The 22,380-nt window shown below is 71.9% G+C and carries 21 protein-coding genes; 2 read left to right on the forward strand and 19 right to left on the reverse strand.

Annotated elements, in window-relative coordinates; genetic code table 11:
* Nucleotides 1-57: 57 nt before the first annotated feature.
* Nucleotides 58-1,002, reverse strand: a complete 945-nt coding sequence (gene fmt / locus ACZ518_RS23615; RefSeq protein ID WP_469114983.1) for a methionyl-tRNA formyltransferase — start codon at nucleotides 1,000-1,002, stop codon at nucleotides 58-60.
* Between the two features lie 247 nt (nucleotides 1,003-1,249).
* Here fmt and ACZ518_RS23620 point away from each other — a divergent pair, with 247 nt between their 5' ends.
* The gene (locus ACZ518_RS23620; RefSeq protein WP_469114984.1) at nucleotides 1,250-1,771 is read left to right on the forward strand and encodes a hypothetical protein; all 522 of its coding nucleotides are present in this window, start codon (nucleotides 1,250-1,252) and stop codon (nucleotides 1,769-1,771) included.
* Between the two features lie 160 nt (nucleotides 1,772-1,931).
* Here ACZ518_RS23620 and ACZ518_RS23625 read toward each other — a convergent pair whose 3' ends face one another.
* From ACZ518_RS23625 to pyrR, 14 genes are all read right to left on the reverse strand, one after another.
* Nucleotides 1,932-4,031, reverse strand: a complete 2,100-nt coding sequence (locus ACZ518_RS23625; RefSeq protein WP_469114985.1) for a primosomal protein N' — start codon at nucleotides 4,029-4,031, stop codon at nucleotides 1,932-1,934.
* Nucleotides 4,032-4,114: 83 nt separating this feature from the next.
* The gene (gene metK / locus ACZ518_RS23630; protein WP_125817760.1) at nucleotides 4,115-5,323 is read right to left on the reverse strand and encodes a methionine adenosyltransferase; all 1,209 of its coding nucleotides are present in this window, start codon (nucleotides 5,321-5,323) and stop codon (nucleotides 4,115-4,117) included.
* 194 nt (nucleotides 5,324-5,517) lie between these two features.
* On the reverse strand, nucleotides 5,518-6,744 hold the full coding sequence (gene coaBC / locus ACZ518_RS23635; protein ID WP_469114986.1) for a bifunctional phosphopantothenoylcysteine decarboxylase/phosphopantothenate--cysteine ligase CoaBC: 1,227 nt from the start codon (nucleotides 6,742-6,744) through the stop codon (nucleotides 5,518-5,520).
* A 112-nt stretch (nucleotides 6,745-6,856) separates the two neighbouring features.
* The gene (gene rpoZ / locus ACZ518_RS23640; RefSeq protein WP_004948662.1) at nucleotides 6,857-7,129 is read right to left on the reverse strand and encodes a DNA-directed RNA polymerase subunit omega; all 273 of its coding nucleotides are present in this window, start codon (nucleotides 7,127-7,129) and stop codon (nucleotides 6,857-6,859) included.
* A 42-nt stretch (nucleotides 7,130-7,171) separates the two neighbouring features.
* Nucleotides 7,172-7,735 (reverse strand): guanylate kinase, encoded by a 564-nt coding sequence (gene gmk, locus ACZ518_RS23645; RefSeq protein WP_266578270.1) that lies wholly within the window; start codon nucleotides 7,733-7,735, stop codon nucleotides 7,172-7,174.
* 61 nt (nucleotides 7,736-7,796) lie between these two features.
* Nucleotides 7,797-8,120, reverse strand: a complete 324-nt coding sequence (locus tag ACZ518_RS23650; RefSeq protein ID WP_030234009.1) for an integration host factor — start codon at nucleotides 8,118-8,120, stop codon at nucleotides 7,797-7,799.
* A gap of 283 nt (nucleotides 8,121-8,403) precedes the next feature.
* Nucleotides 8,404-9,246 (reverse strand): orotidine-5'-phosphate decarboxylase, encoded by an 843-nt coding sequence (pyrF, locus tag ACZ518_RS23655; protein ID WP_469114987.1) that lies wholly within the window; start codon nucleotides 9,244-9,246, stop codon nucleotides 8,404-8,406.
* Nucleotides 9,243-10,367 (reverse strand): quinone-dependent dihydroorotate dehydrogenase, encoded by a 1,125-nt coding sequence (locus ACZ518_RS23660; protein WP_469114988.1) that lies wholly within the window; start codon nucleotides 10,365-10,367, stop codon nucleotides 9,243-9,245. The genes pyrF and ACZ518_RS23660 overlap by 4 nt, the downstream gene beginning before the upstream one ends.
* 87 nt (nucleotides 10,368-10,454) lie before the next feature.
* Nucleotides 10,455-13,763, reverse strand: coding sequence for a carbamoyl-phosphate synthase large subunit (gene carB, locus ACZ518_RS23665; protein ID WP_469114989.1), 3,309 nt, complete (start codon nucleotides 13,761-13,763; stop codon nucleotides 10,455-10,457).
* Nucleotides 13,756-14,913, reverse strand: coding sequence for a glutamine-hydrolyzing carbamoyl-phosphate synthase small subunit (gene carA / locus ACZ518_RS23670; protein ID WP_469114990.1), 1,158 nt, complete (start codon nucleotides 14,911-14,913; stop codon nucleotides 13,756-13,758). Before carA ends, carB begins: the two co-directional genes overlap by 8 nt.
* The gene (locus ACZ518_RS23675) at nucleotides 14,910-15,491 is read right to left on the reverse strand and encodes a PH-like domain-containing protein (RefSeq protein WP_469114991.1); all 582 of its coding nucleotides are present in this window, start codon (nucleotides 15,489-15,491) and stop codon (nucleotides 14,910-14,912) included. The genes carA and ACZ518_RS23675 overlap by 4 nt, the downstream gene beginning before the upstream one ends.
* The gene (locus ACZ518_RS23680) at nucleotides 15,488-16,774 is read right to left on the reverse strand and encodes a dihydroorotase (RefSeq protein ID WP_469114992.1); all 1,287 of its coding nucleotides are present in this window, start codon (nucleotides 16,772-16,774) and stop codon (nucleotides 15,488-15,490) included. The genes ACZ518_RS23675 and ACZ518_RS23680 overlap by 4 nt, the downstream gene beginning before the upstream one ends.
* Before the next feature lie 2 nt (nucleotides 16,775-16,776).
* Nucleotides 16,777-17,766, reverse strand: a complete 990-nt coding sequence (locus ACZ518_RS23685; RefSeq protein ID WP_469114993.1) for an aspartate carbamoyltransferase catalytic subunit — start codon at nucleotides 17,764-17,766, stop codon at nucleotides 16,777-16,779.
* A gap of 105 nt (nucleotides 17,767-17,871) precedes the next feature.
* Nucleotides 17,872-18,459, reverse strand: coding sequence for a bifunctional pyr operon transcriptional regulator/uracil phosphoribosyltransferase PyrR (pyrR, locus tag ACZ518_RS23690; protein WP_469114994.1), 588 nt, complete (start codon nucleotides 18,457-18,459; stop codon nucleotides 17,872-17,874).
* Between the two features lie 249 nt (nucleotides 18,460-18,708).
* On the opposite strand from pyrR, the gene bldD reads away from it, so the two are divergent.
* The gene (bldD, locus tag ACZ518_RS23695) at nucleotides 18,709-19,209 is read left to right on the forward strand and encodes a transcriptional regulator BldD (RefSeq protein ID WP_007263032.1); all 501 of its coding nucleotides are present in this window, start codon (nucleotides 18,709-18,711) and stop codon (nucleotides 19,207-19,209) included.
* A 187-nt stretch (nucleotides 19,210-19,396) separates the two neighbouring features.
* Here bldD and nusB read toward each other — a convergent pair whose 3' ends face one another.
* The 4 genes from nusB to ACZ518_RS23715 form a co-directional block, all read right to left on the reverse strand.
* Nucleotides 19,397-19,828 carry a transcription antitermination factor NusB gene (gene nusB, locus ACZ518_RS23700; RefSeq protein ID WP_469114995.1) on the reverse strand — a complete coding sequence of 144 codons (432 nt, stop codon included), beginning with the start codon at nucleotides 19,826-19,828 and terminating at the stop codon, nucleotides 19,397-19,399.
* A 2-nt stretch (nucleotides 19,829-19,830) separates the two neighbouring features.
* Nucleotides 19,831-20,397 (reverse strand): elongation factor P, encoded by a 567-nt coding sequence (efp, locus tag ACZ518_RS23705; protein WP_469114996.1) that lies wholly within the window; start codon nucleotides 20,395-20,397, stop codon nucleotides 19,831-19,833.
* Nucleotides 20,398-20,456: 59 nt separating this feature from the next.
* Entirely contained in the window at nucleotides 20,457-21,563 is a 1,107-nt protein-coding gene (locus ACZ518_RS23710; RefSeq protein ID WP_469114997.1) for an aminopeptidase P family protein, read from the reverse strand.
* 78 nt (nucleotides 21,564-21,641) lie between these two features.
* Entirely contained in the window at nucleotides 21,642-22,376 is a 735-nt protein-coding gene (locus ACZ518_RS23715) for an AAA family ATPase (protein WP_469114998.1), read from the reverse strand.
* Nucleotides 22,377-22,380: the final 4 nt, after the last annotated feature.

Genomic DNA, 22,380 nt, shown 5'->3' on the forward strand with positions numbered 1-22,380 from the left:
ACGAGGTGCGGTGAGGTGCGGTGAGGTGCGGTGCGGCTGCGTGGGGGCTGCTCGGGATCAGCCTACGTCGGCGGCGCCCAGGCGCTCGCCGGGAGCGATGCGCACCCCGCGGGCCCAGTCGGCGCCCTTCATCGGCTTCTTGCCCTGCGGCTGCACCCAGAGCAGCTCGACGGCGTGCGAGCCGGTGCCCACGTACACGTTGTTCTTGGCCGGGGCCAGCACCCCAGGGGCGAGGTCCGTACGGTCGGGGACCAGCCCGACGGAGATCAGCTTCAGGCGCTCGCCGCGGAAGACGGTCCAGGCGCCCGGGGCCGGGGTGCAGCCGCGCACCACGCGGTCGGCGCGCAGCGCGGGGGCGTTCCAGTCGACGCGGGCGTCCTCGACGGTGATCTTCGGCGCGAGGGAGACCCCGTCGGCGGGCTGCTCCATGGCGCGCAGGCTGCCCTCCTCGATCCCGTCCATGGTCGCGGACAGCAGTCCGGACCCGGCGAAGGCGAGGCGGGTCAGCAGGTCGCCGCTGGTGTCGGTCGGGCGGATCTCCTCGGTGAGGACCCCGAAGACCGGGCCGGTGTCGAGGCCCTCCTCGATGCGGAAGGTGGAGGCGCCGGTGACCTGGTCGCCCGCCATGATCGAGTGCTGCACGGGAGCCGCGCCGCGCCAGGACGGCAGCAGCGAGAAGTGCAGGTTGACCCATCCGTGGCGGGGGATGTCGAGCGCGCTCCTGGGGATCAGCGCCCCGTACGCGACGACGGGGCAGCAGTCCGGGGCGATCTCCCGCAGCCGGGCCTGGAACTCCTCGTCGCGGGGCCGAACGGGCTTGAGGACCTCGATCCCGGCCTCCTCCGCGCGCTCGGCGACGGGGCTGGCGACCAGCCGGCGGCCGCGCCCCGCGGGGGCGTCGGGCCGGGTGATGACGGCGGCGACCTCGTGGCGCCCGGAGGCGATCAGGGCGTCCAGGGCGGGTACGGCGACCTCGGGGGTGCCTGCGAAGACCAGCTTCACTGGGTCCTACCTCGCTATCTCGGCTGTCAGCAGCACACCAGTCTATGGGACGGCCACCCCGGCCCACCTGCGGTGTCGGGGGGCGTACGCACACACACGCGCCTCTCGCATATGCCGACACGCCCCCAATGCGTGACCAACGCGCCACGTGGCGCGTTGGTCAAAAGAGATTGACCGAAACGGGCCGCGATCAAGACGGTGTCTGCGGCCCGATCCGCTCTCCAGCACCGGTTCGAGAGGCTTCTCCATGGCCGACCACGCCACCCATGACGCCCAAGCACGGGCCAGCCTGCACCTCCTGGTGCGGGACATCGAGCGGGTTCGCCGACAGGTGGACGCACTGCGTACGCTCACGGCCCAGCTCGGCAACGTGTACCGCCCTCGCCGCTCCGGGCCCTCCACGGGCTTCGTCGTCTACGGCAGGGCCCCCGCCCCCACCGTCCGGCTCGCCCAGGAACTGAGGGACAGCGTCGAGACGCTGGTCACCGCGGCGGTGGACTTCGACCGCTCCCTCGGCTTCTCCTGGGACGCCGTCGGTTCGGCGCTCGGCGTCACCAAGCAGGCCGTGCACCGCCGCTACGGCGCACGCCGCGCGCAGGCCGCCGAGGCCGCGGAGCCGCTGGCCGAGGGCACCACGACCCGGACGCTGGGCCCGCTGCCCACGATCCCGGCGGCGCGCTCGGTACCGCCGCAGCCCGTCCGCGAAGAGGCCCAGGCCGGTGCCCCGGCGGCCCGCCAGTCGGCCTTCCCCGGCCCCCGCAACGGCTGACCCCATCCCCCACCCCCGCCGCCGGGCCGCCGACTCCCGACGGCATGCCCCGTGGGCCCGCCGCTGTCTCCCCCCGGGGGTGGCGGCGGCCCCGCGGGGCTGTCCCCTGCCCGCCCTTCCACCGTTCCCGCGGGTCCGGGCAGCGCCACCGGGTACCCGCTCAGCCGATGTCCGGCGGGTCGATCCGGATCCGGATCGGATCCCCCGCCTGCGCGCCCCGCGCCATGCGCGCGGCCTGCGCGGCCTTGAGCGCCGCGGCCAGCGCGGCCCCGCTCCCCGGAGGGACCCGCACCAGCGCCCGCTCCCCCGCCGACGGCTCCCCCCGCCGCCCGGGCAGCGGTACGGGCCCCAGCACCTCGGCGTCCGCCGGCAGCTCGACCGCTTCGAGGAAGGCCTCCAGGGCGTCCCCGCGCCCGGCCACCGCCGCCATCCGGGACACCGGCGGGAAGCCCAGCTGGGCCCGCTCGGCCAGCTCCCGCACCGCGTGCCCGACCGGGTCCCAGCGCACCAGGGCCTGCACGGGCCGCAGCGTCGGCTCGGCGATCACCACCACCTGCCCGTCGGCGCGGACGAGCGAGGCGGCGGCGATCCAGCGGCGCAGGGCGTCCTCCCCGGCCCGCAGGTCGGGCCTGCCGAGCATCGCCCAGCCGTCCAGCAGCAGCGCGGCCGCGTACCCGGCGCCCGCCGCGACCGGCTCGGCACCCGGGGTGCACACCACCAGCGCCGGCCGGTCGGACACTTCGTCCAGCACGTGGTCCCGCCCGGAGGTGCGCACCGGTACGGCCGGGAAGGCCCGGCCCAGCTCCTCGGCGGTCCGCCGCGCGCCCACCACCTGGGCCCGCAGCCGGAACGAGCCGCACTCCTCGCAGTGCCAGGCGCTCTCGGCCCGCCCGCACCACCCGCAGTGCAGCTCCCGCTCGTCGGGGGCCTCCAGCGGCCCGGCGCACACCGTGCAGCGGGCCGGCGTCCGGCAGCGCTCGCACGCCAGCCGGGGCACGTACCCGCGCCGGGGCACCTGGACCAGGACGGGCCCGCTCTTCAGGCCCTCCCGGACGGTCTCCCAGGCCAGGCTCGGCAGCCGCGCCGCGCGGGCCGCCCCGTCGCGGGCCAGCAGCTCGTCCCCGACGGTGCGGATGCGGGGCGCGGTGGCCCGTACGGTCTCCCGGTCCGCGACGAGCGGCCGGGCCCAGCCGGACTCCACCAGCTGGGCGGCCTCCACGGTGCAGCTGGTGCTCCCGGCCAGGAAGCCGCAGCCGTCGCTGACGGCACGCAGCTCCAGCACCTCCCGCACGTGCGGGAACGGGGCGTGGTCGTCGCCGTGGCTGGAGTCGCCGTCGTCCCACACCGCCACGAGCCCGAGGTCGCGTACGGGGGCGAACATGGCCGCCCGGGTGCCGACCACGGCGCGGACCGAGCCCCGGCTCACCGCGAGCCACTGCCGGTAGCGCTTCTCGGGGCCGGAGTCGGCGGTCAGCAGCGCGTGGCGGCCCTCGCCCAGCAGCGCGGTGAGGGCCGCGTCGACCCGGGCGGCGGTGCGCCCGTCGGGCACCACGGCGAGGGCCCCGCGGCCGGAGGAGAGGGTGGCGGCCACGGCCCGCGCGAGCTCGTCCGCCCAGCCGGGACCGGGCAGCGCCGTCCACACCGCGCGGGGGGTGCCGCCGGTGGCCAGGGCGCGCAGGAAGGCGGGCCCGGCCCCGTAGCGCGTCCAGCCGCCGGGCTCGGGCGCGGCGGGCGGGGGCAGCGGTTCGGGCGAGGGCTTGGCCTCGGCGCGGGCGCTGCGCGGGGGCAGGGCCAGCTGGAGCACGTCGGCGAGGCTGCCCGCGTACCGGTCGGCGACGGCCCGGGCGAGGGCCAGCATGCGGGGCCCGAGGACCACCTCGGGCGAGACGACCTGGGCGAGGGCGGCCAGGGCGCCGTTGTAGTCGGACTCGGCGCGCCGTTCCACGATGAAGCCGTCGATCAGCCCGCCGCCCTCGCGGCGGCCGCCGTGCACCCGGTGCCCGCCCGCGCCGAAGCGGACCCGGACGCGCACGCCGGGCTGGGCGGCCTCGGACAGCTCGGCGGGTACGGCGTAGTCGAAGAGCCGGTCGAGGTGGAGCACGCCCTTGTTCACGAGGACCCGGGCGACGGGCAGCTCCTCGGCCACGGCGGCCCCGCGCCAGGTGCGCGGCTTGGCCTTGGGCGCCTTGGCCTTCGCCTCGGCGACCATCTCCCGGATCAGGGCGAGCTGTTCCGGCTGGGACTCGTTGGCGCTGCTCACACAGGCATTCTGGCAAACCCCACTGACAGCGAACGGCCCCGGACCGTGGTGGTCCGGGGCCGTTCGCGTCACTTCCCTACGGCTTACAGGCCGGCGGCGGCACGCAGCGCGTCGACGCGGTCGGTGCGCTCCCAGGTGAAGTCCGGCAGCTCGCGGCCGAAGTGGCCGTAGGCGGCGGTCTGGGCGTAGATCGGGCGCAGCAGGTCGAGGTCGCGGATGATCGCGGCCGGGCGGAGGTCGAAGACCTCGGCGATGGCGTCCTCGATCTTCTGGACGTCGACCTTGGCGGTGCCGAAGGTCTCGACGAAGAGGCCGACGGGCTCGGCCTTGCCGATGGCGTAGGCGACCTGGACCTCGCAGCGCGCGGCCAGGCCGGCGGCGACCACGTTCTTGGCGACCCAGCGCATCGCGTACGCGGCCGAGCGGTCCACCTTCGACGGGTCCTTGCCGGAGAAGGCACCGCCGCCGTGGCGGGCCATGCCGCCGTACGTGTCGATGATGATCTTGCGGCCGGTCAGGCCGGCGTCGCCCATCGGGCCGCCGATCTCGAAACGGCCGGTCGGGTTCACCAGCAGGCGGTAGCCCTCGGTGTCCAGCTTGATGCCGTCCTCGACGAGCTGCGCGAGCACGTGCTCGACGACGAACTCGCGGATGTCGGGCGCGAGGAGCGAGTCGAGGTCGATGTCGGCGGCGTGCTGCGAGGACACGACGACCGTGTCGAGGCGGACCGGCTTGTCGCCGTCGTACTCGATGGTGACCTGGGTCTTGCCGTCGGGGCGCAGGTACGGGATGGTGCCGTTCTTGCGGACCTCGGACAGGCGGCGCGAGAGGCGGTGCGCGATGTGGATCGGCAGCGGCATCAGCTCGGGCGTCTCGTCCGTGGCGTAGCCGAACATCAGGCCCTGGTCGCCCGCACCCTGCTTGTCGAGCTCGTCCTCGTCGCCCTCGACCCGGGACTCGTAGGCCGTGTCCACGCCCTGAGCGATGTCGGGGGACTGGGCACCGATGGACACCGACACGCCGCAGGAGGCGCCGTCGAAGCCCTTCTTGGACGAGTCGTAGCCGATCTCGAGGATCTTGTCGCGGACGAGCTGGGCGATCGGCGCGTAGGCCTTGGTCGTCACCTCGCCCGCGATGTGCACGAGACCGGTCGTGATGAGAGTCTCCACGGCCACACGCGAGGTCGGGTCCTCGGTGAGGAGCGCGTCGAGGATCGTGTCGCTGATCTGGTCAGCGATCTTGTCGGGGTGACCCTCGGTCACGGACTCCGAGGTGAACAGGCGACGGGACACAACGCTCCCTGGGGTTGCAGCGGCTGCTGGCTGATCATTTGGCGGAACCACACCGGGGGCTGCGCCCGATCACGTTCCAAGTGCAGTTTATCGGTCGCCACCGTCCGCCGGACCACCCGTCTCGCCCTGTGGGAGCCGTGTGACCTGCGGCACTCCATTCTTACCCACGGAGCTACCCGCGAGAAGGGAAACGCTCAGGCGCGGTGAAGATCACGTCGGGGCGCCAGTCGCGGGGCGACCTGGTCCCAGATGACTTCCGCCAGGGCTTCCTTCGGACCATAGGGTACGGGAGTCTCCGCTCCGTCCGAAGCGAGGATCACTGCCTCGTTCTCCTCGGAACCGAAGGTCTTGGACTCGCCGACCTCGTTGACCACGAGAAGGTCGCACCCCTTGCGCAGGAGCTTCGCCCGGCCGTTGGCGAGCACGTCGTCCGTCTCGGCGGCGAAGCCGACGACGATCTGACCCTGCCGGGCCCGCTCGGCGGAGACCTCCGCGAGGACGTCGGGGTTCCGCACCAGGGCCACGGGCTCGGGGTCCTGGCCGTCCTTCTTCTTGATCTTGCCGTCGGCGTACTTGGCGGGGCGGAAGTCGGCCACCGCGGCGGCCATCACCACGGCGTCGGCGTCCGCGGCCGCCTTGAGCACCGCCTCGCGCAGCTGGAGGGCCGTGCCCACCCGTACGACGTCCACCCCGGCCGGGTCCGGCAGCGCGGTGTTGGCGGCGACCAGGGTGACCCTGGCCCCGCGCGCGGCCGCGGTGCGGGCGAGGGCGTAGCCCTGCTTGCCGGAGGAGCGGTTGCCGAGGAAGCGGACCGGGTCCAGCGGTTCGCGGGTGCCGCCGGCGCTGACCACCACGTGGCGGCCGGCGAGGTCGGGCTCCGCGGCACCCCGGGCCAGGACCCTGCGGCAGACCTCGAAGATCTCCTCCGGGTCGGGAAGCCGGCCCTTGCCGGTGTCCTTGCCGGTCAGCCGGCCGACGGCCGGCTCGATGACGACCGCGCCGCGGCGGCGCAGCGTGGCCACGTTCTCCTGGGTGGCGGGGTGCTCCCACATCTCGGTGTGCATCGCGGGCGCGAAGACCACCGGGCAGCGGGCCGTGAGCAGGGTGTTCGTGAGGAGGTCGTCGGCCAGCCCGTGGGCGGCCTTGGCCAGCATGTCGGCGGTGGCCGGGGCGACGACGACGAGGTCGGCCCCCTGGCCGATGCGCACGTGGGGCACCTCGTGGACGGTCTCCCACACCTCGGTGGAGGCCGGGTTCCCGGAGAGCGCGGCCCAGGTGGCCTCGCCGACGAAGTTCAGGGAGGCCGCCGTGGGCACCACCCGTACGTCGTGCCCGGACTCGGTCAGCCGGCGCAGCAGCTCACAGGCCTTGTAGGCGGCGATGCCGCCACTGACGCCCAGCACGACCTTCGGCTTGTCCACCACGTACTCCCCATCGACGATTCGCGTACGACACCTAATGACACACCACAGGCCCGGCAGATGTTCTGCCGGGCCTGTGGTGAAGCATTCTCAAGCTGTGCTCCGAGCGGCCTTACTGGGCCGGGGCCTCGATGGCCTCGGAGGTCAGCAGACCCGCGTTGATCTCGCGCAGCGCGATCGAAAGCGGCTTCTCGTGGACGTGGGTGTCCACGAGAGGGCCGACGTACTCGAGCAGGCCCTCACCGAGCTGCGAGTAGTACGCGTTGATCTGACGCGCGCGCTTGGCCGCGTAGATCACGAGGCTGTACTTCGAGTCCGTGGCCTCGAGCAGCTCGTCGATCGGCGGGTTGATGATGCCCTCGGGCGCGGTGATGGAAGAGGACACGCTCTACCTTCCGAAGATGGGTGAAGATCGAAATGAAAACGATCAAACAACTTTCATCAAGGCTAGCAGCTCACGCGCCACGTCCTCGACGGAGGTGTTCACCAGGGTGGTGTCGAACTCGGACTCGGCAGCCAGTTCGATCTTGGCACTTTCCAGCCGGCGCTCGATGACCTCGGGCGACTCGGTGCCGCGGCCGGTGAGGCGGCGGACCAGTTCGTCCCAGCTCGGCGGGGCCAGGAAGACCAGCTGTGCGTCGGGCTTGGACTCGCGGACGAGCCGGGCGCCCTGGAGGTCGATCTCCAGCAGCACCGGTTCGCCGTTGTCCAGGCGTTCCAGTACCGCGCCGCGCGGTGTGCCGTAGCGGTTGCCCGCGAACTCGGCCCACTCCAGCAGCTCGCCGTTGGCGATCAGCTTGTCGAACTCGTCGTCGTTGACGAAGAAGTAATGGACTCCGTGTCGCTCACCGGGCCGCGGCTTGCGGGTGGTGGCCGACACCGAGAGCCATACCTCGGGATGGACCTTGCGCATATGCGCGACGACCGTGCTCTTGCCGACCCCCGAGGGGCCGGAGAGCACGGTCAGCCGCGGACGAACCTCTGCTGCCATAGAGCGATTATCCAGGTTCTCGGGACTGCCTGAGAACGCCGGGAGAACTTCGGGCGACGCCTCAGGCGCCGCTACCGCCGAACTCACGCTCCAGAGAGGCGATCTGGTTGGAGCCGAGACCTCGGACACGCCGGGACTCGGAGATGCCGAGGCGCTCCATGATCTGCTTGGCGCGGACCTTGCCGACGCCGGGCAGCGACTCGAGAAGGGCGGAGACCTTCATCTTTCCGATGACGTCGTTCTCCTGACCCGTCTTGATGACGTCGTGGAGGGAGGCGCCGGAGTGCTTGAGTCGATTCTTCACCTCGGCCCGCTCCCGGCGAGCCGCGGCGGCCTTTTCGAGCGCTGCTGCGCGCTGTTCAGGGGTAAGGGGCGGAAGAGCCACGCCTACGTCACCTCGGATGTCGAACTGTCGGATACGGACCGGCGGGGAGCCCGTGGGCACCACGCCAGGCGAGGTCCCGAACAGCGATGCAATTCGCTCGCTGCTCGTTCACTCTGGTCGGAGACTAGCGGCCAAGGCCGCTCCAGTCAGCGAGAACGGACGAAAAGTCCTGGTCAGCCTCCACTGAACCGTACATCACAGACATATCACCCCGGTTTTGTCCGGGGAAAGACGTTCGATTTTCGAGATCCCGTGTGCACGCGCCGGTCCGGCACCCCGCGGATCAGCCCGCGACGGCCTCGCGCACCTCGTCGGCGAAGCGCTGCGCGGAGGCACGCAGGGCGGCGGCGTCCGGACCGTGCTTCAGGACCCCCCGGGAGACGTTCGGGACCACGTTGGCGACCGCGGCGCCGAAGACCGCGGGGAGGTCGGCCGCGGTCGCGCCCTGCGCACCGATGCCCGGGGCCAGCAGCGGGCCGTTGATGTCCAGGTCGAAGGAGGACAGGTCGCCCAGCGTGGCACCCACCACCGCGCCGAAGGAGCCCATGGGCTCGGCGCCCGCGTTCTCCGCCGCCAGGTGGGCCAGCATGGTCGCGCCGATCGAACGGCCGTCCTCGCGGACCGCGCGCTGCACCTCCGCGCCCTCCGGGTTGGAGGTCAGGGCCAGGACGAAGAGGCCGGCGCCCGATTCCCGGGCCAGCTCCACGGCCGGGGCGAGCGAGCCGTAGCCGAGGTACGGGGAGACCGTCAGGGCGTCCGAGAACAGCGGGGAGGACGGGTCCAGGAAGGCCGAGGCGTACGCGGCCATCGTGGAGCCGATGTCGCCGCGCTTGGCGTCCATGACCACCAGGGTCCCGGCGGCGCGGGCGTCGGCGACGGTCCGCTCCAGCACCGCGATGCCCTTCGAGCCGAACCGCTCGAAGAAGGCGGCCTGCGGCTTGAAGACGGCGACGGAGTCGGCCAGGGCCTCGACCACCGTGCGGGAGAACCGCTCCAGGCCGGCGATGTCGTCCGCCAGGCCCCAGGAGGCCAGCAGGGCTGCGTGCGGGTCGATCCCCACGCACAGGGGCCCCCGGGCGTCCATGGCGGCGCGCAGACGCGTTCCGAAGGGGGTCACAGGGCTCACAGCGCGGCCTTTCGGGTCTCGGCGCCCACGGCCTCGGCCAGGGTCGCGTACGGGCTGGCGGCCAGGCGTGCGGCCAGGCCCTTGTGGATGGCGCGGGCGTAGAACGGGCCCTCGTAGATGAAGGCGCTGTAGCCCTGGATCAGGGTGGCGCCCGCCAGGATGCGCTGCCAGGCGTCCTCGGCGTTCTCGATGCCCCCGACGCCCACCAGGACGAGGCGGTCGCCGACGCGCGCGTACAGGCGGCGCAGGACCTCCAGGGACCGCTCCTTGACCGGGGCGCCGGACAGTCCGCCGGTCTCCGCGACCAGGGCCGGATCGGACTTCAGGCCCAGGCCCTCGCGGGCGATGGTGGTGTTGGTGGCGATGATGCCGTCCAGGCCCAGTTCGAGGGCGAGGTCGGCGACCGCGTCGACGTCCTCGTCCGCCAGGTCCGGGGCGATCTTGACCAGCAGCGGGACGCGGCGGTCGGTGACCGAGCGGTCCGCGGCCTCGCGCACGGCGGTCAGCAGCGGCCGCAGGGACTCCGTGGCCTGGAGGTTGCGCAGGCCCGGGGTGTTCGGCGAGGAGACGTTGACGACCAGGTAGTCGGCGTGGCGGGCCAGCCGCTCGGTGGAGACCACGTAGTCGGCGGCGGCCTCGGCCTCCGGCACGACCTTGGTCTTGCCGATGTTGACGCCCACGACGGTCCTGCCCCGCGTCTTCTTCTGGCCGAGGTTGCGGGCGGCCAGGCGGGCGGCGACGGCGGCCGAGCCCTCGTTGTTGAAGCCCATGCGGTTGATCAGCGCCCGGTCGGGGACCAGGCGGAAGAGCCGCTTCTTGGGATTGCCGGGCTGCGCCTGGCCGGTGACCGTGCCGATCTCGACGTGGTCGAAGCCGAGCATCGACATGCCGTCGATGGCGACGGCGTTCTTGTCGAAGCCGGCCGCGAGCCCGAAGGGGCCGTGCATCCGCAGGCCGAGGGCCTCCGTGCGCAGGGACTCGTGGCGCGGCGCCAGGGCGGCCGCGACGAAGGTGCGCAGCACCGGCGTGCGGGCGGCGAGGCGGATCCACCGGAAGGCCGTGTAGTGGGCCTGCTCGGGGTCCATCCGCTTGAAGACCAGGTTGAAGAACAGTTTGTACATCGTCCGAAAAGTCCCTTCTGCGCTCACGAAGAGGGGGACACCCGGCGCGGTTCGCGCGTCCGGTGTCCCCCTCTCGCTTACGGGCTGCTAGTCGCGGGCGGCGTTCAGGTGCTCCGCGTGCTCCTGGAGGGAGCGCACGCCGACGTCACCGCGGTTGAGCGCGTCGATGCCCTGGACGGCGGCGGCGAGCGCCTGGACCGTGGTCAGGCACGGGACGCTGCGCGCCACGGCGGCCGTACGGATCTCGTAGCCGTCGAGGCGGCCGCCGGTGCCGTACGGGGTGTTGACGATCAGGTCGACCTGGCCGTCGTGGATGAGCTGGACGACGGTCCTCTCGCCGTCCGGGCCCTCGCCCTCGCTGAGCTTGCGCACGACGGTGGCGTTGATGCCGTTGCGGCGCAGCACCTCGGCCGTGCCGGAGGTGGCGAGCAGCTCGAAGCCGTGGGCGACGAGCTCGCGGGCCGGGAAGATCATCGAGCGCTTGTCGCGGTTGGCGACGGAGATGAACGCGCGGCCCTTGGTCGGCAGCGGGCCGTAGGCGCCGGCCTGCGACTTGGCGTACGCCGTGCCGAAGACCGAGTCGATGCCCATGACCTCGCCGGTGGAGCGCATCTCCGGGCCGAGGACGGTGTCCACGCCGCGGCCGTGGATGTCGCGGAAGCGCGACCACGGCATGACGGCCTCCTTGACGGAGATCGGCGCGTCCAGCGGCAGGGTGCCGCCGTCGCCGGCCTTGGGCAGCATGCCCTCGGCGCGCAGCTCGGCGATGGTGGCGCCGAGCGAGATGCGGGCGGCGGCCTTCGCGAGCGGGACGGCGGTCGCCTTCGAGGTGAAGGGGACGGTCCGGGAGGCGCGCGGGTTGGCCTCCAGGACGTAGAGGATGTCGCCCGCCATCGCGAACTGGATGTTGATCAGGCCGCGGACGCCGACGCCCTTGGCGATGGCCTCGGTGGAGGCGCGCAGGCGCTTGATGTCGAAGCCGCCGAGGGTGATCGGGGGCAGGGCGCAGGCCGAGTCGCCGGAGTGGATGCCGGCCTCCTCGATGTGCTCCATGACGCCGCCGAGGTAGAGCTCGGAGCCGTCGTAGAGGGCGTCGACGTCGATCTCGATCGCGTCGTCGAGGAAGCGGTCGACCAGCACGGGGCGGGTCGGCGAGATCTCCGTGGACTCCGCGATGTACGACTCCAGGCGGGTCTCGTCGTAGACGATCTCCATGCCGCGGCCGCCGAGCACGTAGGACGGGCGGACGAGGACCGGGTAGCCGATCTCGTCGGCGATCGCCTTCGCACCCGCGAAGGTGGTGGCGGTGCCGTGCTTGGGCGCGGGCAGGCCGGCGTCGGCGAGGACCTGGCCGAAGGCGCCGCGGTCCTCGGCGGCGTGGATGGCCTCCGGGGAGGTGCCGACCACGGGCACGCCGTTGTCCTTGAGCGCCTGGGCGAGACCGAGGGGGGTCTGGCCGCCGAGCTGGACCACGACACCGGCGATGGGGCCGGCGAGCGACTCGGCGTGGACGATCTCCAGCACGTCCTCGAGCGTCAGCGGCTCGAAGTACAGGCGGTCGGAGGTGTCGTAGTCCGTCGAGACGGTCTCGGGGTTGCAGTTGACCATCACGGTCTCGTAGCCGGCGTCGCTGAGGGCGAAGGAGGCGTGGACGCAGGAGTAGTCGAACTCGATGCCCTGGCCGATGCGGTTCGGACCGGAGCCCAGGATGATCACCGCGGGCTTGGTGCGCGGGGCGACCTCGGACTCCTCGTCGTAGGACGAGTAGAAGTACGGGGTCTTCGCGGCGAACTCGGCGGCGCAGGTGTCGACCGTCTTGTAGACCGGGCGGACGCCGAGGGCGTGGCGCACCTCGCGGACGACGTCCTCGCGCAGGCCGCGGATCTCGGCGATCTGGGCGTCGGAGAAGCCGTGGCGCTTGGCCTCGGCGAGCAGCTCGGGGTGGAGCTTCTCGGCGGCGGCGAGCTCGTCCGCGATCTCCTTGATCAGGAAGAGCTGGTCGACGAACCAGGGGTCGATCTTCGTCGACTCGAAGACCTCCTCCTGCGTGGCGCCGGCGCGGATGGCCTGCATGACGGTGTTGATCCGGCCGTCGGTCGGGCGGACCGCGGTGGCCAGCAGCTCTTCCTTGTCGCCGGGCTCGCCGACGAAGGTGAACTGGGAGCCCTTCTTCTCCAGGGAGCGCAGGGCCTTCTGGAGGGCCTCGGTGAAGTTGCGCCCGATGGCCATGGCCTCGCCCACCGACTTCATGGTGGTGGTGAGGGTGGCGTCGGCGGCCGGGAACTTCTCGAAGGCGAAGCGCGGGGCCTTGACGACGACGTAGTCGAGGGTCGGCTCGAAGGAGGCCGGCGTCTTCTCGGTGATGTCGTTCGGGACCTCGTCCAGCGTGTAGCCGATGGCCAGCTTGGCGGCGATCTTGGCGATCGGGAAGCCGGTGGCCTTCGAGGCGAGCGCGGAGGAGCGGGAGACGCGCGGGTTCATCTCGATGACGATGACGCGGCCGTCGACCGGGTCGATCGCGAACTGGATGTTGCAGCCGCCGGTGTCGACGCCGACCTCGCGGATGATCGCGATGCCGATGTCGCGCAGCCGCTGGTACTCGCGGTCGGTGAGGGTCATCGCCGGGGCGACGGTGATCGAGTCACCGGTGTGCACGCCCATCGGGTCGAAGTTCTCGATGGAGCAGACGACGACCACGTTGTCCTTGGTGTCGCGCATCAGCTCCAGCTCGTACTCCTTCCAGCCGAGGATGGACTCCTCCAGGAGCACCTCGGTGGTCGGGGAGAGCGTGAGGCCCTGACCGGCGATGCGGCGCAGCTCTTCCTCGTCGTGGGCGAAGCCGGAGCCGGCGCCGCCCATGGTGAAGGAGGGGCGCACGACGACGGGGTAGCCGCCGAGGGTGTCGACGCCCTTGAGGACGTCGTCCATCGAGTGGCAGATGACCGAGCGGGCGGACTCGCCGTAGCCGATCTTGGCCTTGACGGCCTCGACGACGCCCTTGAAGAGGTCGCGGTCCTCGCCCTTGTTGATGGCCTCGACGTTGGCGCCGATGAGCTCGACGCCGTACTTCTCCAGCACACCCTGCTCGTGCATGGAGATGGCGGTGTTGAGCGCCGTCTGACCGCCGAGGGTGGGGAGCAGCGCGTCGGGGCGCTCCTTGGCGATGATCTTCTCGACGAACTCGGGGGTGATCGGCTCGACGTACGTGGCGTCGGCGATCTCCGGGTCGGTCATGATCGTCGCGGGGTTGGAGTTCACCAGGATGACCCGCAGGCCCTCGGCCTTGAGGATCCGGCAGGCCTGGGTGCCGGAGTAGTCGAACTCCGCGGCCTGGCCGATGACGATCGGGCCGGAGCCGATGACCAGGACGGACTGGATATCGGTGCGCTTAGGCACGCTCGGCCTCCATCAGAACAGTTTCCATCAAAGACGTGAAGCGGTCGAAGAGGTACGCGGCGTCGTGCGGGCCGGCGGCCGCCTCGGGGTGGTACTGGACGGAGAAGGCCGGCTGGTCGAGCAGCTGGAGGCCTTCCACGACGTTGTCGTTCAGGCAGACGTGGGAGACCTCGGCGCGGCCGTAGGGGGTCTCGGACACCTTGTCGAGGGGCGCGTCCACGGCGAAGCCGTGGTTGTGCGCGGTGATCTCGACCTTGCCGGTGGTGCGGTCCTGGACGGGCTGGTTGATGCCCCGGTGGCCGTACTTCAGCTTGTAGGTGCCGAAGCCGAGGGCGCGGCCGAGGATCTGGTTGCCGAAGCAGATGCCGAAGAGCGGCGTCTTGCGGGCGAGGACGCCCTGCATGACGGAGACCGCGTGGTCGGCGGTGGCCGGGTCGCCCGGGCCGTTGGAGAAGAAGACGCCGTCCGGGTTCACCGCGTAGACGTCCTCGACGGTGGCGGTGGCGGGCAGCACGTGCACCTCGATGCCGCGCTCGGCCATCCGGTGCGGGGTCATGCCCTTGATGCCGAGGTCCACGGCGGCGACGGTGAACTTCTTCTCACCGATAGCGGGGACGACGTACGCCTCCTTGGTGGCGACCTCGGCGGAGAGGTTGGCGCCCTTCATCTGGGGGGCCTCCTGGACGCGGGCCAGCAGGGCCGCGTCGTCGGCGATGGCCTCGCCCGAGAAGATGCCGACGCGCATGGCGCCGCGCTCGCGCAGGTGGCGGGTCAGGGCGCGGGTGTCGATGCCGCTGATCCCGACGACGCCCTGCTTGACGAGCTCCTCGTCCAGCGAGCGCTGCGAGCGCCAGTTGGAGGGGACGCGGGCGGGGTCGCGGACGACGTAGCCGGAGACCCAGATGCGGGAGGACTCGGGGTCCTCGTCGTTGACGCCGGTGTTGCCCACGTGGGGGGCGGTCATCACGACGACCTGGCGGTGGTACGACGGGTCGGTGAGGGTCTCCTGGTAGCCGGTCATGCCGGTGGAGAACACGGCTTCGCCGAAGGTCTCCCCCACTGCGCCGTAGGCGCGGCCGCGGAAGATCCGGCCGTCCTCCAGGACGAGTACGGCGGGAGCTTTGGCTGCTCCCCTGGTGGAGGTCGTCATCGTTCGGCGCCTTCCGTCGTGATGGATTGGTTCATGGAGTTGATCGCTTCCACCCAGGCCGCGTGTTCGGCGGCCCGGTCGGAGCGGAATCCGGAGTCGATCAGCTTGTCGCCGTGCGCCCATGTGACGACGAGCAGACCGCCCTCGGTGAGTACCTTGCCCGCGATTCCCTTGTCGAGGCGGGCGCCGCGCAGCTGCGCGGCCGGTACGAAGAAGTCGGTTGCCCCCGGACGGACCACGTCGAGGCCCGCGTCGGTGAGCGTGAGCTCGACCCGGCTGCGGACTCCGAGCCCGTGGGCGACGATCCGGTCGAGCCACTGCCCGGCGGTGGTGGACCCGTGGTACCGGCCGGTCAGGGCCAGCCGGTGCTCGGGGAGACCGCCGGGGGCGGCGGGCAGCTCGGGCAGATCACTCTGCAGAGCGCCGCGCCATTTCCAGCCCTGCCGCATCAGCCAGTACACGAACGCGATGAAGACGAGCAGACCGATCACCCACGCGACGCGGGCGCCCCAGTCCGTCACCTCCGCCGACTGTCGTTCGGCGGCCTCGGCGGCCAGTTGGATTACTGCAGGTGTCACGCGAGTTTCCCGTCCACGACCGTTGCCCGGCCCCGCAGGAAGGTGTGAGTGACGCGCCCCGGCAGCTCACGGCCCTCGTAAGGCGTGTTGCGGCTGCGGGAGGCGAAGTGTGCGGGGTCCACGACACCACGGTACGAGGTCTCGACCAAGGTCAGGTTCGCGGGTTCACCTGCCGAGACGGGCCGGCCGTGCCCCGCGAGGCTGCCGATGCGCGCGGGAGCGTGCGACATCCGCTCCGCGACGCCCGCCCAGTCGAGCAGTCCGGTCTCCACCATCGTCTGCTGGACGACGGAGAGCGCGGTCTCCAGGCCCACCATGCCCATGGCGGCGGCGGCCCACTCGCAGTCCTTGTCCTCGTGCGGGTGGGGGGCGTGGTCGGTGGCGACGATGTCGATCGTGCCGTCGGCGAGCGCCTCGCGCAGGGCCATCACGTCGCGCTCGGTGCGCAGCGGCGGGTTGACCTTGTAGACCGGGTTGTACGAGCGCACCAGCTCGTCGGTGAGGAGCAGGTGGTGCGGGGTGACCTCGGCGGTGACGTCGATGCCGCGGGACTTGGCCCAGCGGACGATCTCGACGGAGCCCGCGGTGGAGAGGTGGCAGATGTGCACGCGGGAGCCGACGTGCTCGGCGAGGAGGACGTCGCGGGCGATGATCGACTCCTCGGCGACGGCCGGCCAGCCGCCCAGGCCCAGCTCGGCCGAGACGATGCCCTCGTTCATCTGGGCGCCCTCGGTGAGGCGGGGCTCCTGGGCGTGCTGGGCGACGACGCCGCCGAAGGCCTTCACGTACTCCAGGGCGCGGCGCATGATCACGGCGTCGTCCACGCACTTGCCGTCGTCGGAGAAGACGGTGACGCGGGCGGCGGACTCGTGCATGGCGCCCAGCTCGGAGAGCTTCTTGCCCTCCAGGCCCACGGTGACGGCGCCGATGGGCTGCACGTCGCAGTAGCCGGACTCCTTGCCCAGGCGCCAGACCTGCTCGACGACGCCGGCGGTGTCGGCGACCGGGAAGGTGTTGGCCATGGCGAAGACGGCCGTGTAGCCGCCGGAGGCGGCGGCGCGGGTGCCGGTGAGGACGGTCTCGGAGTCCTCGCGGCCGGGCTCGCGCAGGTGGGTGTGGAGGTCGACGAGGCCGGGGAGGAGGACCTGGCCCTCGGCCTCGATCACCTGGGCGCCCTCGGCGGACAGCCCGGTGCCGACCTCGGCGATGGTCTCGCCGTCGATCAGGACGTCCTGCACGTCGCCGCCGAGGACCTTCGCGCCGCGGATAAGGATCTTGCTCATGGTTACTTGGTCTCCTCGGTGCGGGCGTGGGTGCTGGTGGTGACGGCGGGCTCGGAGCCTCCGAGCAGCAGGTAGAGGACGGCCATGCGGATCGAGACGCCGTTGGCGACCTGCTCGACGACCGTGCAGCGGTCGGAGTCGGCGACCTCGGCGGTGATCTCCATACCGCGGACCATGGGGCCGGGGTGCATGACGATGGCGTGCTCGGGCATCCTCGCCATGCGGGCGGCGTCCAGGCCGTAGCGGCGGGAGTACTCGCGCTCGGTCGGGAAGAAGGCGGCGTTCATCCGCTCTCGCTGCACACGCAGCATCATCACCGCGTCGGACTTCGGCAGCACCTCGTCGAGGCTGTACGAGATCTCGCAGGGCCACGTCTCGACGCCGACCGGCACCAGGGTCGGCGGGGCCACCAGGGTGACCTCGGCGCCGAGCGTGTGCAGCAGGTCGACGTTGGAGCGGGCCACGCGGCTGTGCAGGACGTCGCCGACGAGGGTGATCCGGCGGCCGTCGAGGCCCTTGCCGAGCCCGGCGTCCCGGCCGACCAGGCGGCGGCGCATGGTGAACGCGTCGAGCAGGGCCTGGGTGGGGTGCTGGTGGGTGCCGTCGCCGGCGTTGATCACCGGGGCGTCGATCCAGCCGGAGTTGGCGAGCCGGTAGGGGGCTCCGGAGGCGTGGTGGCGGATGACCACGGCGTCCACGCCCATGGCCTCCAGGGTCTGGGCGGTGTCCTTGAGGGACTCGCCCTTGGAGACGCTGGAGCCCTTCGCGGCGAAGTTGATGACGTCGGCGGAGAGGCGCTTCTCGGCGGCTTCGAAGGAGATCCGGGTACGGGTCGAGTCCTCGAAGAACAGGTTGCAGATGGTCAGGCCGCGCAGGGTGGGCAGCTTCTTTATCGGCCGGTCGGCGACGCGGGCCATCTCCTCGGCGGTGTCGAGGATCAGGACGGCGTCGTCGCGCGTGAGGTCGGCGGCCGAGATGAGGTGGCGCTTCATCTGGGTGCTCCGTAAGTCGGGAGGGCAGGCAGGCGGGGCTGACGGGTATGCGGGCAGGGCAGACCTCGGCACGGGCCCCCGCGAGGGGTCCCGTACGCGCGGGGGTTACCGCCCTGCGGCCTGGACGGTCCGCTGGCCGAGCAGCACGGCGTCGCGGCCGTCCTCCTCCTGGAGCTGGACCTTGACGGTCTCGCGCAGCGAGGTGGGCAGGTTCTTGCCCACGTAGTCGGCGCGGATCGGGAGTTCGCGGTGGCCGCGGTCGACGAGGACCGCGAGCTGGACGGCGCGGGGGCGGCCGATGTCGCCGAGCGCGTCGAGCGCGGCGCGGATGGTGCGGCCGGAGAAGAGGACGTCGTCGAGGAGGATCACCAGGCGGCCGTCGATGCCGTCGCCGGGGATCTCGGTGCGGCCGATCGCCCGGGCGGGCTTCAGGCGCAGGTCGTCGCGGTACATGGTGATGTCGAGGGAGCCGACCGGGATCTTCGTCCCGGTGATCTCCTCCAGCTTGGCGGCCAGCCGGCGGGCCAGGTACACACCGCGGGTGGGGATGCCGAGGAGCACCACGTCGTCGGCGCCCTTGGCGCGTTCGACGATCTCGTGGGCGATACGCGTCAGGACCCGGGCGATGTCCTGCGCCTCCAGAACGGGGCGCATTTCCTCGTCGGCCGAGACCTGGGAAGTCTTGCTGTCCATGAAAAGGACCTCCTTCTCCGCCTCACGGGACGGACCTTAAAGGACGTCTGATGTACGCCGTCCACGGTACCAGGAGCGGACGGGGACCCTCGCACCGGGGCCCGGCGGCACCCCTCGTAAGAGGGCGTGGAAGAGCATTCGGCTTGACGCATCCAAGTAACGCTGCGTAACCTCACAGTGAGTTACCAGCCGCGCGGCGGAGCCGCATGGTCTCCATGTAGTCACAGCGTCACAGCGTCCGGGAGCGTTATGTCCAGCGAATACGCCAAACAGCTCGGGGCCAAGCTCCGCGCCATCCGCACCCAGCAGGGCCTCTCCCTCCACGGTGTCGAGGAGAAGTCCCAGGGCCGTTGGAAGGCCGTGGTGGTCGGTTCCTACGAGCGCGGGGACCGCGCCGTGACCGTCCAGCGCCTCGCCGAGCTGGCGGACTTCTACGGGGTTCCGGTCCAGGAACTGCTGCCGGGCACGACCCCCGGCGGTGCGGCCGAGCCGCCGCCGAAGCTGCGCCTCGACCTGGAGCGCCTGGCGGGCGTCCCCGCCGAGAAGGCCGGCCCGCTCCAGCGCTACGCGGCCACGATCCAGAGCCAGCGCGGCGACTACAACGGCAAGGTGCTGTCGATCCGCCAGGACGACCTGCGCACCCTGGCCGTCATCTACGACCAGTCCCCCTCGGTCCTGACCGAGCAGCTCATCAGCTGGGGCGTCCTGGACGCCGACGCGCGTCGCGCCGTGGCCCACGAGGACATCTAGTCCCAGGGGATCCGTCCCGGCTCAGCAGAAACGTTACCGGCGGGTGCCGGTGCCCCAGGGCGCCGGCACCCGCCGGTTTTTCGTCGGCCGGCAGAAGTCCCCGTGGGACCGCACGGCGGCCGAAAACGGCGGAGGGCCCGTGGCGCGATCGCGCCGCGGGCCCTCCGCTCAGCCGTCCTGCTCCGGGCTATTCGCCCCGGCGCAGACTCGGCTTCAGGTCCTTGAAGCGGGCCAGCAGGCCGTTCACGAACGCGGGCGAGTCTTCCGTGGAGAACTCCTTGGCCAGCTGCACGGCCTCGTCGATCGCCACGATGTCCGGGGTCTCGTCGACCCAGATCAGCTCGTAGGCACCCAGCCGCAGGATGTTCCGGTCGGCGACCGGCATGCGGTCGAGCTCCCAGTCCACGGCGTAGGTGATGATCAGGTCGTCGATGCGGTTCACCTTGTCGGCGTAGCCCTCGACGAGGTCCATCGTGAAGGCGCTGACCGGCGGCTGCCGGTCGTCCGACCGCGAGTGGCGGATCCAGTCCGCGAGGACCTCGCGCACGGGCACGCCGCGCTGGTCGGCCTCGAAGAGGATCTGGAAGGCGCGCTTGCGCGCGTTGCTCCGGGCAGCCACGGTTAGCTGTTCACCCGGCCGAGGTAGGCGCTGGTGCGGGTGTCGACCTTGATCTTCTCGCCGGTGGTGACGAAGAGCGGGACCTGGATCTCGTGGCCGGTCTCCAGCTTGGCGGGCTTGGTGCCACCGGTGGAGCGGTCGCCCTGGACACCCGGGTCCGTGTGCTCGATCGTCAGCTCGACGGCGGCCGGGAGCTCGACGTAGAGCACCTCGCCCTCGTGCTGGGCGACGGAGGCGGTGAAGCCCTCGATCAGGAAGTTGGCGGCGTCGCCGACGGCCTTCCTGTCGACCATCAGCTGGTCGTAGGTGCTCATGTCCATGAAGACGAAGTACTCGCCGTCCATGTACGAGAACTGCATGTCACGCCGGTCGATCGTGGCGGTCTCGACCTTCGTGCCGGCGTTGAAGGTCTTGTCGACGACCTTGCCGGAGAGCACGTGCTTGAGCTTGGTGCGCACGAAGGCCGGGCCCTTGCCGGGCTTGACGTGCTGGAACTCGACGACGGACCAGAGCTGGTCACCGTCGAGCTTGAGCACCATGCCGTTCTTGAGGTCGTTCGTGGAAGCCACGGTTGCGGAATCTCCTGCACTGGAAGACCACGGATGCGCGCACGGTCCGGCGTCGCGGACTAGAGCGCGAGCAGCTCCTTGGTCGTAATGGTGAGTAGCTCGGGACCGCCGTCCGCCTCGGGGCGTACGACGAGCGTGTCATCGATCCGGACACCTCCCCGGCCGGGGAGGTGAACCCCCGGTTCGACGGTGACCGGCACGCAAGCGTCCAGTTTACCCATTGCCGTAGGTGCAAGCTGCGGGTCCTCGTCGATTTCGAGACCGACCCCGTGTCCCATCCATCCCGCCAGGGCCTCACCGTGCCCGGCGGAGTCCAGTACGGACCGTGCCGCGTGGTCCACGTCGCGGTACGCGGCACCGGGCACCAGGGCCTGCCGGCCGGCCCGCTGGGCGGCGAAGACCAGGTCGTACAGCTCGATCTGCCAGTCGGCCGGAGTGGTGCCGATCACGAAGGTACGGCCGATCTCGCAGCGGTAGCCCCGGTAGTTGGCGCCGAGGCAGACGGAGAGGAAGTCGCCCTCCTCCACCCGCCGGTCGGAGGGCCGGTGCCGGGAGCGGCCCGAGTGCGGGCCGGTGCCCACACAGGTCGGGAACGCCGGACCGTCCGCGCCGTGGTCGACGAGCCGGCGCTCCAGCTCCAGTGCCAGGTGGCGTTCGGTCCGGCCGACGAGGATCGACTCCAGCAGCTCGCCGAGGGCCTGGTCGGCGATCTCGGCGGCGATCCGCAGGCAGGCGATCTCCTCCTCGTCCTTGACCAGCCGCTGCTGCTCCACCGCCGTGCCGAGGTCGGCCAGCCGCAGCCGGGGCGCGACCGACTGCACGGCCCGGTGCCGGCCCACGGTGAGGTGGTGCTCCTCGACGGCGAGGGAGTCGGCCCGGCAGGAGGCGGCCAGGTCGGCGGCGGCCACGGCCGGATCGGCGCCGGGGGCGGGCAGTACGGAGAGCCGCAGCCCCTGGTCGAGGCGCCCCTCCTCCGCCTCGCCGGTGGGCGCCCCGGGGCAGAACAGCACGTCCTCGGCGGGCCCGACCAGCAGGACGGCGCCCAGCGGGGACGCCCCGGCGAGGTAACGGACGTTCGCCGGACGCGTGACCAGGGCGGCGGAGTTGCCCGCGGCGGCGCAGCGCTCGCGGAGCAGGCCCCTGCGGGCCTCGTACACGTCTGACATGTCTTCGAGCCTACGAGCGCCCCGCGCATCCGGCCCGGCGAGCGCGTCCGGACGGGGCCGGCGTACCGCTGTGGTGCCCTACCAGCGGGGCGGGCTCGTCAGCGCCCGCGCGAGGGCCTCGTCCAGGGCCCGCGCGGTGCCCTCGACGTCGAGGTGGGAGTTGTCGATGATCGGCAGCCCGGAGCCGTACCAGCCCGCCATCCGGCCGTGGATGCGGGCGACCTCCTCGTCGGAGAGCCGGCGGTTGCCGGAGCGGGCCGCGTTGCGGTCGAGGACGACGTCCAGGCCGGGCAGCAGCACGACCGGCAGCAGCGCGGGCCCCACATGGCGCTTCCAGCCGCCCAGGCCCACCACGGGCCGGTCCGGGAAGACGGCGTCGTCGAGGATGCAGGAGATCCCGTTCGCCAGGAAGTTGCGGGCGGCGAAGCCGCAGGTGCGGCGGGCCAGGCGGTACTGGGCCTCGGAGTGCTCGTTCCAGCCGGCCTGCGGGTCCGCGAAGCCCGAGCAGACCCATTCGCGGACGTCGTCCAGGCTGACGTGGGCGGTCGGCACCGGGCGGCTGGCCGCCCAGTGCCGGGCCACGGTCGTCTTGCCCGCGCCGGCCGGTCCGATGAGCAGGACGGCGAGGACGGCCCCGCCGGTGCCGGGCGCGGGCGGCACCGGCACGGGGGCCGCGGCGGGAGGCAGCGGGATGTGCCCCGTCGCGTCGGGGACCGGCGCCACCGGCCAGCCCTGCGCAGGGGGTATCGGCGGCTGCGGGGGAACCGCCGGGTGCTGTCCCGGCGGACCCCAGCCCCCCACCTCGTGCTGCATCCGC

This window comes from Streptomyces sp. NPDC033966 (assembly GCF_055575955.1).